Origin of the sequence: Sinomonas atrocyanea (assembly GCF_030812675.1) — a bacterium.
GTDB lineage: Bacteria > Actinomycetota > Actinomycetes > Actinomycetales > Micrococcaceae > Sinomonas > Sinomonas atrocyanea_B.
The window spans coordinates 60,619-75,195 of sequence record NZ_JAUSTE010000010.1 but is presented as its reverse complement, the minus strand read 5'-3'; the positions used below and the strand labels follow the sequence as shown (position 1 = coordinate 75,195).

Below are 14,577 nucleotides of genomic sequence, written 5' to 3'. Positions count from 1 at the left end.
GGTCTCCTCCTTCTCTGGTGGGTGGTCCTGCTCTGGCTGCTACAGGGCCCGCTGCCCGGGCTCCACGGCCCAGGCGAGGCGGTGGAGCGCGGTCGCGAGCCGGGCCCGGACAGCGGCGGTCCGGCGGCTGAGGTCCCCGCGGTCGTCCACCACGGGGGCGTCCGGCAGGGCACTGCGCGCCTCGTGGTGGCGGAGGGGCATGACGAGGGCATAGGCGATCGACGCCGAGTGGTCCATGGTCCTTCTTCTGCGAGGAGTGGGGCGTCGGACCGCCCACCGGGGCGGCCTCCGCTCCGGTGCGGTACGCGTTCCACGCTACGGCGGCCGGCACACGCTTGTCATCGCGCCAGCGGTGCCCTGCGCTTCCTAGGAGTGGCAGGCCTACCCTCAGCGCCCGCTGGCCGTGGAACCTGCGCCGGCTCCCGGCCAGAATGGATCCATGGGTCAGAGCGCGGAATTCGGTCGGTTCCTCAGGGCAATGCGTGGGCGGCTCTCGCCCCAGGAGGCCGGGCTCCCGGCGGCGGGCAGCCGGCGGGTGCCGGGCCTGCGCCGGGAGGAGATCGCGCTCATGGCGGGGGTCAGCACCGACTACTACACCCGGCTTGAGCAGGGCCGCAACATCCACCCGTCCCGCTCGGTCCTGGACGCGGTGGCGCGCGCGCTGCGCCTCGACGAGGGCGAGCGTGCGCACATGGTGGACCTGCTCGAGCACTGCGCCCTCTCGCAGCGGACCCCCGTGCCCGCGGAGACCGTGCGCCCCGCGCTCCGGCAGCTGCTGGCCTCCGTGGGCAGCGTGCCGGCCCTCGTGCTGGGGCGCCGCACGGACGTCCTCGCCGGGAACCGGCTGGCCTTCCTGCTGCTGGCGGACTTTCCGGCCATGCCCGTGGGCGAGCGCAACCTCACGCGCTGGATGATCCTGGACCCGGCCGCGCGCGAGCTCTTCACGGACTGGCAGGCGGTCGCCGCCGAGGCGGCGGGCGCCCTACGGGTGGACATCGGCCGGCATCCCAACGACCCCCAGGCGAACCAGCTCGTGGGCGACCTCGCCGTGCACAGCGAGGAGTTCCGGCAGTGGTGGGCCGGCCACCGGGTGGTCACGACGCACGCCGGGACGCTCCGCCTCCGCCACCCCGTGGTGGGGGACCTCGAGCTGGCCTTCGAGGACCTCGCTCCACGGCACGACCCCGACCAGACCCTGAGGGTCTTCACCGCCGCGCCCGGCTCGGCCTCGGCGGACTCCCTCGCGCTGCTGGGCAGCTTCGGCGCGGCCGACCCCACGGAGGGGGCGGCCGACGACGCCGCCCGCCCCGCCGCTCCCCGCCTCCCCTGACGCCGGGGCCACCAACCCTCCGCGCCGCCCCCGCCGCGCCGACGGCCCGATGGGCGGCCCTTCGGTCTCGACTTTGTACTGACCGGTCAGTTTTACTACAATCGGTAGCATGCTTTCAGTTAGTGCCCTGAGAGTCGCCGGGCGGCACGGCGACCTCGTTCCCCCCACTTCCTTCGACGCGGCCCCCGGCGAGCTCACGCTCGTGCGCGGGGACGGCCAGGAGCACCGCACGGCCCTCGCGCTCGCGGCCACCGGCCGCTGCGCGCCGAGCAGTGGAACGGTCCGCTGGGGCGCCCCGCAGGCGAGCGCCCGCCGGGACCTCAGGGCGCTGCGCCGCGTAAGCGCGATCGTCGACGCCCCCGAGGTCAACGAGGCCGAACTCCACCTGCGGGTGCGCGACCTCGTCGCCGAGGACCTCGCCCTCCTCCCGCGCCGCTACCGCGGCCCCGTCCGGCCGGAGGCGTGGCTCACGGTCAACGCCTTCGCCGACATCGAGGGCGAGTGGGCCCAGGACCTCCCGGCCGCGCGCCGCACCGAGCTCCTTACCGCGCTCGCGCTCGCCAATCCCGAGACCGCCCTCCTCGTGCTCGACTCCCCCGACCGGCACACGGACGACCCGTCCGCGTGGCTGCCCTTCCTCGCTGCCACCGCCGCCCGCGCGGGGCGGCCGATCGCCGTCGTCGCCGTCGTCGGGGACGTCCCGGACGGCTGGGCCGGACCGACGGCAGAGATCGGCAACGCGGTCCAGCACGACGCCGAGGACGCGGTCCTGACGGAGGTGCCCGCATGACCGTCCTGCGCCTGGCCCGCTCCGAGCTCAAGCGGATGACCTACGGCCTGCTGCCGAAGCTGACCATCCTCGCGCTCACCGTGGTCCCCCTCCTCTACGGTGCCGTGTACCTGTACGCGAACTGGGATCCGTACAAGAACCTGGACCGGATCCCGGCCGCCCTCGTGGTCGAGGACCAGGGCGCGCAGCTGCCCGACGGCTCGCGCCTCGACGCCGGCGGCCAGGTCGCCGGAAGCCTCGTGGACGGGCACCTGTTCGACTGGCACCGCGTGGCCAGCACCGCCGAGGCCGACGAGGACGTCCGGAAGGGCACGTACTCGTTCTCGCTGACCCTGCCGGCGGACTTCTCCAGGAACCTCGCCTCCCCCGCGGGCTTCGACGCCGCGCACCAGGCCATGCTCAAGGTCACGACCAACGACGCGAACAACTACCTCCTCTCGACGATCGTGGACAAGGTCACCACCGCCGTCCACGATTCCGTGGCCAAGGAGGTCGGCACGGACACGGCCGCCCGGCTCCTCTCGGGCTACGGCACCATCCACGCCCAGCTGGCCACGGCCTCCGACGGCGCGGACAGGCTCGCCGCCGGGCTGGACTCGCTCAAGGGCGGTTCGGCGCAGCTCGCCGACGGGGCCAGCCAGCTGCACACCGGGGCGGGCCAGCTCGTGGCCGGACAGGAGCGGCTCAGCAGCGGTGCCGACCAGCTCCGCGACGGGTCCGCCCAGCTCACCTCCGGCCTCGACACGCTGCGCACCTCGACCGGCTCGCTCCCCGCGGAGACCCGGCGCCTCGCCGACGGTGCCGCGCAGGTCGCCGCCGGCAACGCCGCCCTCAGCAGCAAGGTCCAGGCGGCGGTGACTGCCGCAGACGCCGCGAACGCGGCCCTGCCGGACCGCGCCCGCCAGAGCACGCAGGCGCTCGTTGGCTCGGGTGTCCTCACCCAGGCCCAGGCGGACGCGGTCGTCTCGGACCTCGCCGCCCAGGCGTCGGCACCGGCCGCCGACGCCGCGAAGCAGCTGCACACCGCAGCTGGGCAGGTCCAGCAGCTCGCGGCCGGCTCCCAGCGGGTGGCCGACGGCGCCGCGCAGCTCGCCGCGGGCATGCCGGCCCTCACCGGGGCGATCGGGCAGGCGGACGACGGCGCCCGCTCGCTGTCCGCGGGGGCGGCGCAGCTCGCCTCGGGCGAACACGCGGCGCTGGACGGGACCCGCACCCTCGATGCCGGTGCGGCGAAGCTCGACACCGGCGCGGCACAGCTCCGAGACGGTGCCGCGCAGGCCGACGCGGGCTCCCACGACCTCGCCCGGGGCCTCGCGGCCGGGGCCGGGAAGGTGCCGAACCCCTCCCAGGAGCAGACCCAGCAGCTCGCCAACGTCATGGGCGACCCGGTCGCCGTCGAGCATGCGGCGCAGACCAAGGCCGCCTCCTACGGCGCTGGGCTCGCCCCGTTCTTCCTCTCCCTGGCGATGTGGGTGGGCATCTTCATGCTGACCCAGGCGATGCGCCCGTTCACCCTGCGCGCGCTCGCCTCGAACGCCCCGGCGTGGAAGGTGGCGCTCGGAGGCTGGCTGCCGTTCGCCGTGGTCTCGGCGGCGCAGGCGACCCTCCTGACGGCGGTCGTGGACTTCGCCCTCGGCCTGGACCCCGCGCACCCGCTGCTCATGTGGCTGTTCCTCCTGCTCGGGGGGATCGCCTTCAGTGCCCTGATCCAGGGCATCATTGCGCTGCTGGGCACGAGCGGGAAGTTCGTGGTGCTGATCCTGCTCATCCTGCAGCTCGTCTCCTCGGGCGGGACGTTCCCCTGGCAGGTGACGCCCACGGCGTTCCAGGTGGCGCACCAGATCCTCCCCATGGGCTATATGGTGACGGGCATGCGGCACCTCATCTACGGCGGGGACATGTCCGGGATCCTGCCGATCGTGCTGGGCCTGATCGGCTACACGCTGCTGGGCGGGCTGCTCAACCTCCTCGGCACCCGCAAGAACATGACGTGGCGGCTCAAGGCCCTCCAGCCGGAGATCACGGTATGAGCCGGGCGACGCCCCGCACCCTCGCGACCCGGCAGCGGCTCTTCGACGCCGCGATCGAGCTCATCGGCCAGCGCGGGGCCGAGGCTGTCACCGTGGACGAGATCGCCGCGGCGGCGGGAGTCGCCAAGGGCACGGTCTACTACAACTTCGGCAGCAAGAACGAGCTTGTGGCCCAGCTGCTCGACTACGGCATGGAGATCCTGATGGACGCCCTGCGCCGCCCCTCCGAGGCGGCCGGAGCGTGCTCGGACCCCCTGGCCGAGGTCCGCGGCATGGTGGGCCGGGCGCTGGACTTCATCGAGGCGTACCCGGCGTTCGTGCGGCTGTGGATGGGCGAGCAGTGGCGCCCCGGCGGCACGTGGCAGCCGGTGCTCGCCGGGATGCGGGCCGTGGTGCTCGCCGAGATCCGCGCGGCCCTCGAGCGGGTGGCCGCGCAGGTGCGGCCGGCTCCGGGCCAGGACCTCGAGGTGGTGGCCACCGCCCTCTTCGGGGCGGCGTTCATGGTCGGCGTGGACCGGGTCTCCGCGGTGCCGGCGAAGCCGGCGGAACCTGCCGTCGAGGCGGTCGTGGCCGTGGCGGCCGGAGCCTTCGGCCTCGGGCGGCCGGCAGGCGACACGTCACCGCACCATCAACAGCAGTAACAGCAGCAACAGCACTGGCTGCTGTCACACTGGAGGCATGGCCAGCCGTTTCCGCCCCCTGCGCACGAGCGCCCGGGCGACGCTCTGGGCCGCGGGCGCGGCCGTCCTCCTGTGCGTCGTCGCGGGCCTCACCCTGGACGGCGGCGCGGCCACCCTCGCGCTCGCGGGCCTCGGCGCGTTCGTGACCTGCGCCCTCTATGCCATGCTGGGCATGTCGCGCTACCTCATCGCAGGGCTCGCCGCGGCGGGCTCGTCGCTGGCGATCGGCTCCGGACTCGCGTTCCTGCGCCTGCTCGGCCTCGCCTGGGACCAGGATCCGAACAGCGTCACGACGGTCTCGAGCCGCGACGCCGATCCGTTCTTCTTCGGCGCCCTGGTGGCCGCCGCCGCCACGCTCGCGATGCTGCTGGGCGGCGCCGTCTGGCCCGAGTCCCGCAGGGCCGCCGTGCGGCCCCGCCCGGCCGCCGGTGCGGGCGCGCGCCGCCCGAACAGAGCGCCGTCGTCCGCTACGAAGCCTGCCCCCACGAGGGCGGCCCCGGCCCGGGCCCGCACCACCGCGGCGCGGACGCCCCAGCGCGCCGGAGTGCCGCGCACGCCGGCGCAGACCCGGACCCGCGTCAGCCCCTCTTCTTCGAACGCGGCACGGCGAAGCTGACCAGCCGGGCGTCCTGGCCGTCGAGCTCGGCCCAGGGCGTCTCGGTCTCGAAGACGGCAAGACCGGTGGTCGGGAAGTGGCTCGCGGCGTCCATGTAGGCGTCCTGGTCGGAGTCGCGCGAAGCGAGCCGCAGCGCGAGGTCCTGCACGCCGGGCATGTGGGAGACGATCAGCAGGGACCGGACCGTCTCCGGGACGTGGTTGACCACGGCGAGCATGCGCGCGGCGCTCGCCGCATAGAGGCCGGACTCGAGCTTCGGCGTGGGCGCCCGGTCCCCGAGCTCCTCGCAGACCCAGGTGGTGGTCTGGCGGGTGCGCAGTGCCGTGGAGCAGAGGATGAAGTCGGGGATGACGTGATGCTTGACAAGCCATTTGCCTGCCTCGGGCGCGTCCGCATGCCCGCGCTCGGCGAGCGGCCGCTCGGCGTCCGGGACCCCTTCGGGCCACGCAGCCTTCGCGTGGCGGAGGACGATGAGGCGCTTGAGGTGGTGCTTGCTCACGCCACCAGCCTACGGCCGGGCAGCAGGGCCCGGCCGCGGCCGGAGAGGCGCACCGTCAGATCGAGTACTCGGGCGCGGCCCAGACGATGACCTCGGGGTGCTCGTAGAAGCGGTAGCCCTGGCCCCGCACCGTGCGGACGGTGTTCGCGAGCCTGCCGAGCTTGGAGCGCAGGCGGCGGATGTGGACGTCGATGGTGCGCTCGTTGGGCACCTCCTCGGCGTTCTTCCACAGGCTCTCGAGGAGCTCGTCCCGGCTCACGGTGCGCGTGCCGTTCTCGACGAGGTAGTTCAGGAGCTCGAACTCCTTGAACGTGAGGTTGAGCGTCTCGCCGTCGAGGTGCACCTCGCGGCGGGCGAGGTCGATGAGCACACCGGCGGGGCGGGAATCTGACACCGCGGGGCGCGGCTCCGGGCGCGGCTGCCGGACGGACACGGTCGGGTCACCAAAGGTCGAACGCACGACGTCGAGCGGGGAGCCCGGCGCGCTCGCGGGCGCCACGGCCACCGCGGCGTAGCTCTCGACGCCCTCGACCAGCGACTGGGCGTAGGCCCGGATCTCCTGGGCGATGCGCGCGATCGAGGTCCCGGCGGCGGCGGCCTGCTGCTCGGAGAGGCCCACGTAGAGCACGAAGCCGTGGGCGACGTTGTCCGCCGCAACCGCGCGGACCGGCTCGGCGCCCGGCTGGATGACCGGGGTCGGGGCCGTCATGGGCGCGGCGTCCTGGACGGCGCCCAGGGACGGGGTACGGGCCGCGGCGGCGGCGCCGTGCTGGTACGCCTCGGCACCGCCGAAGTGGGCACTGAAGGGCTGGCGGTGGCCCGGCTTCTGGGCCTTCTGGGCGTTGCGGACAGAGATGTGGACGTAGCCGGATGCAACAGACATGGATGAACCTCGTGAGACTGCTAGCCGTGAAGGCTTCGAATGCGGAGCAGATGCGCCCGCCTGGCGGTGGATGCCCGACGCTGGGCGGCGAAAAGACTGGGGCTGAGTGCTGGGGTGGTGCAGTTAGCTCGGCATTCGACAGCAGCATGCGGTTCGGCCGGAGGGTGTCCCGGCGAGGCGGCGGTCTGCGGCTGCAGGTGCTGCTGAGTCTTTGTTCACAGTGAGAGTGTGTCCCGTAACAATGGCTACAGGCAAGTAACATTGTCGGGTTCGTCTCACCATGCGAGACAGACAGTGCTGGTTGTGACAGGAATCACGATTCGGCGATCCGAGAATGTGAACAGATATTTTCACAGTTTCGAGAAGCGGCCGGCTCTTTGTCGAACAATATTCGGCCTTTCGGGCCTTTCGGGACGGGTGGCGCCGCGCGCGGTCGATCTCACAGCGTGGACGTGACTCGACACGCGGGCCGCCCGGAGCGTCGCGCGGCTGGACATGGCCAGACCACATGGTCTACACCGCACGCGGGCGCGCCGGTTTTGCCCGGTCCGGCGGCCGACCAATCTGCTGTTACCCAAATGTGACAATCAGGGGTCCGTTCCCCTACAGTGGTTTGGTGCCCGCCCCACGGCTGGCATCCCTCAGGCCCTGTCCGCCGAGCTCTGCCGACGGCCTGGGGGGACGTAGGAGGCAGAGACGGAGGACCCACTCAGCGGCCGCGCCCAGTGCTACGCGCATTCATGGCGGCCTCGGGGTGAAGCCCGTGCCACTGGCCGGGCCGGATGACTCTCATCCGAACCCGACAGCTAACTTCGCAGGCGCAAACGAGAGGCCCTTACGCTTGTGAGCAAGACCCCTGACCGCGCTTCCGCGCGCCCTCATGGCCGACGTCGAGCCGTCGCCCCGAACCGTTCCGCCCTGGCCCGTGCCGCGAAGAAGGGAACTGACCGCTTCGGCAACCGGAGCGCCGTCGTCGCCCTGTCCCTCGGCCTCCTTGCCGTTGCCGGCGGAGGCGCGGCGGCCACCGCGAACTCGGCAGACCTCGCCCGCACCGCCTCGGTGACGGCCCCCTCGGCGTCCGCCGCCGCGCAGACCCCGAGCCCGAGCCAGCCGGGCGCGCTCGCCCAGGCGAGCAGCGATGCGCGCGCCACTGCGGACAAGGCCGCAGCCGACAAGGCGGCAGCCGACAAGGCCGCCGCTGCCAAGGCTGCCGCGGACAAGGCCGCAGCCGACAAGAGTGCCGCGGACAAGGCCGCAGCCGACAAGGCGGCGGCGGACAAGGCAGCAGCCGACCAGGCCGCCGCAGCCGCAGCCAAGGCCGCCGCGGCGGCACAGCCGGTCAACGACCCGGCGGCAGCCCAGGCCTACGCCGCGAGCCGGCTCTCGGCGTTCGGCTGGGGGCAGGACCAGATGAGCGCCCTGGTCACGCTGTGGAACAAGGAGTCCGGCTGGTCGACCACGGCCACCAACGCCAGCTCGGGTGCCTACGGGATCGTGCAGTCGCTCCCGGGCAGCAAGATGGCGTCCGTGGGCGCGGACTGGCAGACGAACTACAAGACCCAGATCGACTGGGGCCTTGACTACATCAAGAAGAGCTACGGCTCGCCCGCGAACGCGCTCGCGTTCCACCTCGCCCACAACTGGTACTGAGGGCAGCCGCCGGGCACGGCTCACGCCGTCCCCGCTGCGCACGACGGCGCCGCCCGCCTCACGTTCGAGGCCGGCGGCGCCGTTGTGGTGTCCCAGGGAGGGCCGCTTCAGCTCGAGGTGCCGGAACCCGTCCCGGTTCCGGTGCCGGTGCCGGTGCCGAGGATCATGACGGTCTGGGCCGCGAGGCCGTCCTTGAGGGCCATGACGCTCACCGTCTCGCCCTCGGCGAGGGTCTCGGTGCCCGAGGCCCCGCTGCCGGAGGCACCCCGTCCCCGCATCCCGCGCGCGGCGATCTGGGTCGAGGACGAGAGCGCGTAGGTCTGCTGGAAGCCGTCGCTGCTCTTGACCGTCACCGACTGCCCGGAGGCGGCCGTCACCGTGCCGGCCTGCTCGACCATCGTGACGTTCGTGCTGCCCTGGACCACGACGAACTCGCCGTGCAGCATCTGGCCGAGCATCCCGATGCCGACCCCGCCGGCGCCGCCGAATCCGCGCGTGCCGCCCTGGGCCGCGCTTCCGCCCTGCTGGCCGGTTCCGCCCTGCGCGCCGGTGCCGCCCTGGGGGCCGAACCCGCCCTGCCCGGCCGCGCCGCCGAAGCCGTTCGCGGCGCTGCTGTCCGTGGACGCGTTGGAGGAGTTCGCCGCCCACACGGCCGCGCCGGCTCCTCCGGCGATCACGACTGCTGCCGCCGCCGCGGCGACGCCCTTCTGGGTCGAGGTGAGGCCGCGCCACCGCGCGGCAGGGGCGTGCGGCCCCTTGCCCCCAGCCGCGCCCCATCCCGGAGCGGGCTGGGCGTAGAGCTGCTCGGGCGGGGCGACCCAGCCCGGGTACTGGTGGGTCTGCTCGGTCGGCTGGGCCGGGTCGGTCTGCGGGGCGCCCCATCCGGGATACTGCTGGGTCTGCTCCTGGGGCGCGCCCCAGCCGGCGGAGGGCCCGGCACCCGGACGGGACACGCCGTCGTGCTCGGGATGCCCGCCGTGCTCGCCGTACGGCGAGGCGACCGTCTCCTGCGGGACGGTCGGCTCGGCGGGGCGGTGCTCGTCCGGGCGGGGTGAATCGTTCTGGGCCATGGTGTCCTCCTCGAGGGTGCGGCGTTCTGGTATCAGGGTTGGCGCGGATGCTGTGTCCGGGCTGTGCCGGCCGCCTGCGGCTACTGTGACCGGGCTAGGCTTGCGTGCACAGGGCGTTCACAGCCCGCGCTCAGGCTCGGACAATCCGTCACAGGGAGGCTGGAACCATGGCAAGCCCCTTCTCCACCAACAACCTGCCGGCGCTGACGCACCCCGACGGCACACCCATCCGCGCCCTCGTGGTGGACGACGAGCCGAGCCTGTCCGAGCTCATGAGCATGGGCCTGCGCATGGCGGGCTGGAGCGTGCAGGTGGCCTCGGACGGGCCTTCCGCAGTCAAGGCAGCCAGGGAGTTCCGGCCGGACGTCCTCGTGCTCGACGTCATGATGCCCGGCTTCGACGGCGTCGAGGCGCTCACGCGCATCCGCCAGTTCATGCCCGAGGTGCCCGCGCTGTTCCTCACCGCCAAGGACGCGGTCGAGGACCGCATCACGGGCCTCGCGGCCGGCGGCGACGACTACGTCACGAAGCCGTTCAGCATGGAGGAGGTCATGCTGCGCCTGCACCGGCTCGTCCAACGCTCCGGCGTGGCCGCCCAGGACGACGCCGAGCTCGTGGTCGGCGACCTCGTGCTCAACACGGACACCCGCGAGGTGACCCGTGGGGGCGACGACATCCAGCTCACCGCCACGCAGTTCGAGCTCCTGCGCTACCTCATGGAGAACCCCAAGCGCGTGGTCAGCAAGGCCCAGATCCTCGACCGCGTGTGGCAGTACGACTTCGGCGGCCAGGCCAACATCGTGGAGCTCTACATCTCCTACCTGCGCAAGAAGATCGACGTGGACCGCGCCCCCATGATCCACACGGTCCGCGGCGCCGGGTACGTCATCAAGCCAGCAGAGGCATGACCATGAGCAAGCTCTCGGGCGCGGAACCGCGTTCGGGGCGCAGCTGGCTCCACCCCGACACGTGGCACCTGCGGACCAAGCTCGTCCTCGTGGTGATGCTCCTGCTCGTGGGCATCTGCACCGTGGTAGGCACCCTCCTGTACGCGACCATGGACCGGGTGCTCACCCAGCAGCTCGACGGGCAGCTGGCCCAGGCGAGCCACCGCGCCGTGGAATTCGGCACCCCCTCGGGCGGCCTCCGCCGCGACCCGCTGGACGCGCCCGGCCAGGGCGCCGGCACCCTCAGCGCGAGGATCAGCAACGGGGTCCTCGTCACGAGCGGGCTGCGCACGGCCGACGGCAAGATCGTCTCGATCACGCAGTCCGACGCCGATGCGCTCGCCTCGATCCCGGCCGGCAGCCAGGGGCCCGGCGGGCCGGGCGGCGCGACCGGCGCCGTGGACCGGCACCTCAGCGCCGGGTCGTTCCGGCTGGTCGCCGTCCAGGTCGCCAACGGCGACGTCGTCGTGACCGGCCTCCCGCTGACGTCGATGCAGGCGACCCTCGGATCGCTCGTGCTCACCACCGTCACCGTGTCCCTCGGGGGGCTCGTGCTCGTCGGGCTGCTCGGCACGGTGATCATCCGTCGCACCATGAAGCCCCTGGACGAGCTCTCCCGCGTGGCCGGACAGGTGGCGCAGCTGCCGCTCGAGGCCGGCGAGGTGGCGCTCGCGGTGCGGGTTCCCGAGTCGGCCGCCAACCCCGGGACCGAGGTCGGCCAGGTGGGGAACGCGCTCAATCGGATGCTGGACAACGTCTCCGGTGCCCTCCAGGCGCGCCAGGCCTCGGAGATGAAGGTGCGCCAGTTCGTCGCCGACGCCTCGCACGAGCTGCGCACCCCGCTCACGGCGATCCGCGGCTACACGGACATGCTGCGCCTGACCGAGCCGCTCACCGACCAGGGCGCGGAGTCGCTCGGGCGGGTCGAGTCGCAGTCGCTGCGGATGTCCCGGCTTGTGGAGGACCTGCTGACGCTGGCCCGGCTCGACGAGGGCCAGCCGCTCAAGCGGGGGCCCGTGGACCTCACCCAGCTGCTCGTGGAGACGGTCACGGACCAGAAGGTCATTGCACCGGACCATGTGTGGCGCCTCGACCTGCCCGAGGAGCCGGTCGAGATCACGGCCGACGGTGCGAAGCTGCACCAGGTGCTCGTGAACCTGCTGAGCAATGCCCGCAAGCACACGCCGGCGGGGACCACGGTCACCGCGGCGGCGGGCCGGTCGGCGACCGGCGAAGCCGTGCTGACCGTGACGGACGACGGCCCGGGCATCCCCGCCGACCTGCGGGACACCGTCTTCTCCCGCTTCACCCGCGCCGACAAGGCGCGCACCTCCACGGGCGAGGGCTCCACGGGACTCGGGCTCTCCATCGTCGACGCCATCGTCAAGGCGCACGGCGGCTCCATCGACGTCACCTCGAGGCCCGGCCGGACCGAGTTCGCCGTCTACCTGCCCGCCGCGTAGCCCCCGGGCCGAGGGAGCCGCGCGCGCCGAGCATCGCGCGGCGCCCCGGTCATCCCGAAGCCTGCGCGGAGGGCGCCTGCGCGGGGCCGGCCGGCGAGGGCTCGGCCTCGTGGGCGCTGCGGCGCGTGGCCATGAAGGTCCCCGCGAGGACGAGCACCGCGCCGGCGCCGATCAGCGGCGTGAGCGGGTCGCCGTGGAGGGCGACCCCGAGCGCGAGGGCCACGACCGGGTTGACGTAGGCGATCGCCGTCGCCCGGGCCGGCCCGGCGTCCGCGATGAGGCGGAAGAAGAGCAGGAACGCCAGGGCGGTGCACAGCAGCCCCAGGAGCACGAGCGAGCCGGTCGCGAGCGCCGACGGCGCCTGGGCGGGCCAGGACATGAGGGCGAACGGCGAGGAGATGGCCGCAGCGACGGTCAGGCACGCCGCCGTCATGGGCAGCGCCGGCACCTCGCGCAGCTTCGTGGCGGCGATCTGCGGCGCGATCGCGTAGCCCACCGCCACGAGCATCATCTCGACCACGGGCCACGGTCCGGCGGCCTCCATGCCGCCGCCGCCGAGGGCCGCCACTCCCCCGACCGCGACGGCGAGGCCGGCGATCCGCAGCCGTCCGATGCGCTTCTCGAGCCCGATCAGCCGCGCGACGACGAGGGCGAGCACCGGTGCGAAGGCGATGAGGAGCCCGGCCAGCGAGCTGGTGAGGAACCGCTCGGCGTCGCTGAGGAGGAACCACGGGCCGACCATCTCGAGCAGCGCGAACGCGAGGACGGGCCAGCGGTGCTCCCACACGATGCGCATCCCCCGGCGGGCGAACGGCAGGAGCACGACCGCGCCGATCGCCGTCCGCGAGAACACGACGACGGCGGGGCTCACCTCGTGCACCGCGTCGCGGATGAGCAGGTACGGCACGCCCCAGATGAGGCTCATGGCCGCGAAGAGGACCCAGGCGCGGCGGCTCATCGGACCCGGTCCTGGAGGGCGGTGGAGTGGATCACGATGCCACTCTAGGCGGGGGCCCGGACATCCGGAACGATTCGGGCTGGGCCGAATCATCGCCGCCCCGGGTCGGCCGAGGTCACCCCGCGGGAGCGCGAGATCACCCGCGGGAGCGCGAGGTCGCCCCGAGGCTCACAGCAGCGCCACAGCATCGCGCTAAGGCGGTCAAAAGGTAGCCCGCGACAGTCAGTACATGACGCTCACCGACCCCAGCATCACGGACGCAGCCGCCGGCTCCCTGGCCCCCGCCTCCGGCGAGCCGACCGCGCAGGCGGCCGGCGGCGTCGTCCATCCCGGCGGCCTCCCCGCCCTCGTGTCCGGGCTCCGCCCGGGCACCGCCATCGACGCGCACGCGCTCGACGCGGCGGGCATCCCCGTCCTCGACGTCACGGTCCCCGTCTACAACGAGGAGGAGGACCTCGAGGAGTGCGTCCGGCGTCTCCACTCGCATCTCTCCCGCACGTTCAAGCACGGGTTCCGGATCACCGTGGCTGACAACGCGTCGACCGACTCGACGCTCCGCGTGGCCGAGCGGCTCGCGCGCGAGCTGCCCGAGGTCCGCGCGGTCCACCTCGACCAGAAGGGCCGCGGCAACGCGCTCCGGCGGGTATGGCTCGCCTCGGATGCTCCGGTGCTCGCCTACATGGACGTGGACCTCTCCACCGACCTCGCGGCGCTCGGCCCGCTCGTGGCCCCGCTCCTGTCCGGCCACTCGGACCTCGCGATCGGCACCCGGCTGGCTCGGACCTCGCGGGTGATCCGCGGCCCCAAGCGCGAGTTCGTCTCGCGCTCCTACAACTTCCTGCTGCACTCCCTCATGGGGACCGGATTCTCCGACGCGCAGTGCGGCTTCAAGGCGATCCGCGCGGACGTGGCCCAGCAGCTCCTGCCCCACACGCTCGACACCGCGTGGTTCTTCGACACCGAGCTCCTGGTCCTCGCCGAGCGCTGCGGCCTGCGCTGCCACGAGGTCCCGGTGGACTGGACGGACGATCCGGACTCGAAGGTGGACGTGGTCCGCACGGCGCTCGACGACCTCCGGGGCATGTACCGGCTCACGAAGGACATGGCCCGCGGCCGCATCCCCCTCACCGAGCTGCGCGATGCCCTGGCCCGTGGGCCTCTCCCGGCCGGCGAGCGCGCCGCGGAGGCCGGGCGGCGGCAGAGCCTGTTCGGTCAGCTCGCGCGGTTCGCGGCCATCGGGCTCGCCTCGACGCTCGCGTACGCGGCCCTGTTCGTGCTGGGGCGGGAGTTCATGGACGCGCAGGCCTCGAACTTCGTGGCGCTGCTCATCACCGCGGTGGCGAACACGGTCGCGAACCGCCGCTTCACGTTCGGCGTGCTCGGCGCGGAGCGGCTGGGGCGGCACCACCTCGAGGGGCTCATCGTGTTCGGCCTCGGCTGGGCCCTCACTGCCGGGGCGCTCGCCTGGATGCACACGGTCGCCGACCCCGCGACGTGGCTCGAGCTCGGCATCCTCGTCGCCGCCAACCTCGCCGCGACAGCCCTCAAGTTCCTCCTCTTCCGCCACTGGGTGTTCCGCCGCCGCACGTGACCCGCGGGAGGTGACCTCCAGGAGGTGACTCCCAGAAGGTGACCTCCAGAAGGTGACTCCCAGACGTAGC

The 14,577-nt window shown here is 73.1% G+C and carries 14 protein-coding genes and 1 riboswitch; of the genes, 9 read left to right on the top strand and 5 right to left on the bottom strand.

The features are described from left to right. Window positions 1-39 precede the first annotated feature (39 nt). Window positions 40-237 (bottom strand): hypothetical protein, encoded by a 198-nt coding sequence (locus tag J2W20_RS14170; protein ID WP_307007328.1) that lies wholly within the window; start codon window positions 235-237, stop codon window positions 40-42. Window positions 238-439: 202 nt separating this feature from the next. On the opposite strand from J2W20_RS14170, the gene J2W20_RS14165 reads away from it, so the two are divergent. The 5 genes from J2W20_RS14165 to J2W20_RS14145 all read left to right on the top strand — a co-directional run bounded on the left by J2W20_RS14165 (window position 440) and on the right by J2W20_RS14145 (window position 5,446). Further along, on the top strand, window positions 440-1,330 hold the full coding sequence (locus tag J2W20_RS14165; RefSeq protein ID WP_307007326.1) for a helix-turn-helix transcriptional regulator: 891 nt from the start codon (window positions 440-442) through the stop codon (window positions 1,328-1,330). 109 nt (window positions 1,331-1,439) lie between these two features. Continuing rightward, entirely contained in the window at window positions 1,440-2,120 is a 681-nt protein-coding gene (locus J2W20_RS14160; protein ID WP_307007325.1) for an ABC transporter ATP-binding protein, read from the top strand. Beyond that, window positions 2,117-4,150: a YhgE/Pip domain-containing protein gene (locus J2W20_RS14155; RefSeq protein WP_307007324.1), complete on the top strand. Its 2,034-nt coding sequence runs from the start codon at window positions 2,117-2,119 to the stop codon at window positions 4,148-4,150. The genes J2W20_RS14160 and J2W20_RS14155 overlap by 4 nt, the downstream gene beginning before the upstream one ends. Next, the gene (locus tag J2W20_RS14150; RefSeq protein ID WP_307007321.1) at window positions 4,147-4,791 is read left to right on the top strand and encodes a TetR/AcrR family transcriptional regulator; all 645 of its coding nucleotides are present in this window, start codon (window positions 4,147-4,149) and stop codon (window positions 4,789-4,791) included. The genes J2W20_RS14155 and J2W20_RS14150 overlap by 4 nt, the downstream gene beginning before the upstream one ends. A 37-nt stretch (window positions 4,792-4,828) precedes the next feature. Then, window positions 4,829-5,446: a hypothetical protein gene (locus J2W20_RS14145; RefSeq protein ID WP_307007320.1), complete on the top strand. Its 618-nt coding sequence runs from the start codon at window positions 4,829-4,831 to the stop codon at window positions 5,444-5,446. Here the strand turns inward: J2W20_RS14145 and J2W20_RS14140 are convergent. Together J2W20_RS14140 and J2W20_RS14135 are read right to left on the bottom strand one after the other, a co-directional pair. Continuing rightward, window positions 5,409-5,945: a SixA phosphatase family protein gene (locus J2W20_RS14140; RefSeq protein ID WP_307007319.1), complete on the bottom strand. Its 537-nt coding sequence runs from the start codon at window positions 5,943-5,945 to the stop codon at window positions 5,409-5,411. The genes J2W20_RS14145 and J2W20_RS14140 overlap by 38 nt on opposite strands. Before the next feature lie 55 nt (window positions 5,946-6,000). Beyond that, window positions 6,001-6,828 carry a winged helix-turn-helix domain-containing protein gene (locus tag J2W20_RS14135; RefSeq protein ID WP_307007317.1) on the bottom strand — a complete coding sequence of 276 codons (828 nt, stop codon included), beginning with the start codon at window positions 6,826-6,828 and terminating at the stop codon, window positions 6,001-6,003. Between the two features lie 643 nt (window positions 6,829-7,471). Next, a riboswitch (cyclic di-AMP (ydaO/yuaA leader) is annotated at window positions 7,472-7,664 on the top strand. 7 nt (window positions 7,665-7,671) lie between these two features. Between J2W20_RS14135 and J2W20_RS14130 the strand changes: the two genes are divergently transcribed. Next, window positions 7,672-8,478 carry a hypothetical protein gene (locus tag J2W20_RS14130; RefSeq protein WP_307007316.1) on the top strand — a complete coding sequence of 269 codons (807 nt, stop codon included), beginning with the start codon at window positions 7,672-7,674 and terminating at the stop codon, window positions 8,476-8,478. A 107-nt stretch (window positions 8,479-8,585) separates the two neighbouring features. On the opposite strand, the gene J2W20_RS14125 is transcribed toward J2W20_RS14130, so the two are convergent. Further along, window positions 8,586-9,548 carry a hypothetical protein gene (locus tag J2W20_RS14125; protein WP_307007315.1) on the bottom strand — a complete coding sequence of 321 codons (963 nt, stop codon included), beginning with the start codon at window positions 9,546-9,548 and terminating at the stop codon, window positions 8,586-8,588. A gap of 167 nt (window positions 9,549-9,715) precedes the next feature. Between J2W20_RS14125 and J2W20_RS14120 the strand changes: the two genes are divergently transcribed. Both J2W20_RS14120 and J2W20_RS14115 read left to right on the top strand, forming a co-directional pair. Next, on the top strand, window positions 9,716-10,456 hold the full coding sequence (locus J2W20_RS14120) for a response regulator transcription factor (protein ID WP_066495139.1): 741 nt from the start codon (window positions 9,716-9,718) through the stop codon (window positions 10,454-10,456). A gap of 2 nt (window positions 10,457-10,458) precedes the next feature. Further along, window positions 10,459-11,958 (top strand): HAMP domain-containing sensor histidine kinase, encoded by a 1,500-nt coding sequence (locus J2W20_RS14115; protein ID WP_307007314.1) that lies wholly within the window; start codon window positions 10,459-10,461, stop codon window positions 11,956-11,958. 49 nt (window positions 11,959-12,007) lie between these two features. On the opposite strand, the gene J2W20_RS14110 is transcribed toward J2W20_RS14115, so the two are convergent. Further along, window positions 12,008-12,916: a DMT family transporter gene (locus J2W20_RS14110; RefSeq protein ID WP_307007313.1), complete on the bottom strand. Its 909-nt coding sequence runs from the start codon at window positions 12,914-12,916 to the stop codon at window positions 12,008-12,010. 229 nt (window positions 12,917-13,145) lie between these two features. Between J2W20_RS14110 and J2W20_RS14105 the strand changes: the two genes are divergently transcribed. Beyond that, window positions 13,146-14,507, top strand: coding sequence for a bifunctional glycosyltransferase family 2/GtrA family protein (locus J2W20_RS14105; protein ID WP_307007312.1), 1,362 nt, complete (start codon window positions 13,146-13,148; stop codon window positions 14,505-14,507). Window positions 14,508-14,577 lie beyond the last annotated feature (70 nt).

Bases quoted from the DNA above. Each gene is read 5' to 3' on its own strand.
- J2W20_RS14170 (WP_307007328.1), bottom strand. From the start codon at position 237: ATGGACCACTCGGCGTCGATCGCCTATGCCCTCGTCATGCCCCTCCGC.
- J2W20_RS14165 (WP_307007326.1), top strand. From the start codon at position 440: ATGGGTCAGAGCGCGGAATTCGGTCGGTTCCTCAGGGCAATGCGTGGG.
- J2W20_RS14160 (WP_307007325.1), top strand. From the start codon at position 1,440: ATGCTTTCAGTTAGTGCCCTGAGAGTCGCCGGGCGGCACGGCGACCTC.
- J2W20_RS14155 (WP_307007324.1), top strand. From the start codon at position 2,117: ATGACCGTCCTGCGCCTGGCCCGCTCCGAGCTCAAGCGGATGACCTAC.
- J2W20_RS14150 (WP_307007321.1), top strand. From the start codon at position 4,147: ATGAGCCGGGCGACGCCCCGCACCCTCGCGACCCGGCAGCGGCTCTTC.
- J2W20_RS14145 (WP_307007320.1), top strand. From the start codon at position 4,829: ATGGCCAGCCGTTTCCGCCCCCTGCGCACGAGCGCCCGGGCGACGCTC.
- J2W20_RS14135 (WP_307007317.1), bottom strand. From the start codon at position 6,828: ATGTCTGTTGCATCCGGCTACGTCCACATCTCTGTCCGCAACGCCCAG.
- J2W20_RS14125 (WP_307007315.1), bottom strand. From the start codon at position 9,548: ATGGCCCAGAACGATTCACCCCGCCCGGACGAGCACCGCCCCGCCGAG.
- J2W20_RS14120 (WP_066495139.1), top strand. From the start codon at position 9,716: ATGGCAAGCCCCTTCTCCACCAACAACCTGCCGGCGCTGACGCACCCC.
- J2W20_RS14115 (WP_307007314.1), top strand. From the start codon at position 10,459: ATGAGCAAGCTCTCGGGCGCGGAACCGCGTTCGGGGCGCAGCTGGCTC.
- J2W20_RS14110 (WP_307007313.1), bottom strand. From the start codon at position 12,916: ATGAGCCGCCGCGCCTGGGTCCTCTTCGCGGCCATGAGCCTCATCTGG.
- J2W20_RS14105 (WP_307007312.1), top strand. From the start codon at position 13,146: ATGACGCTCACCGACCCCAGCATCACGGACGCAGCCGCCGGCTCCCTG.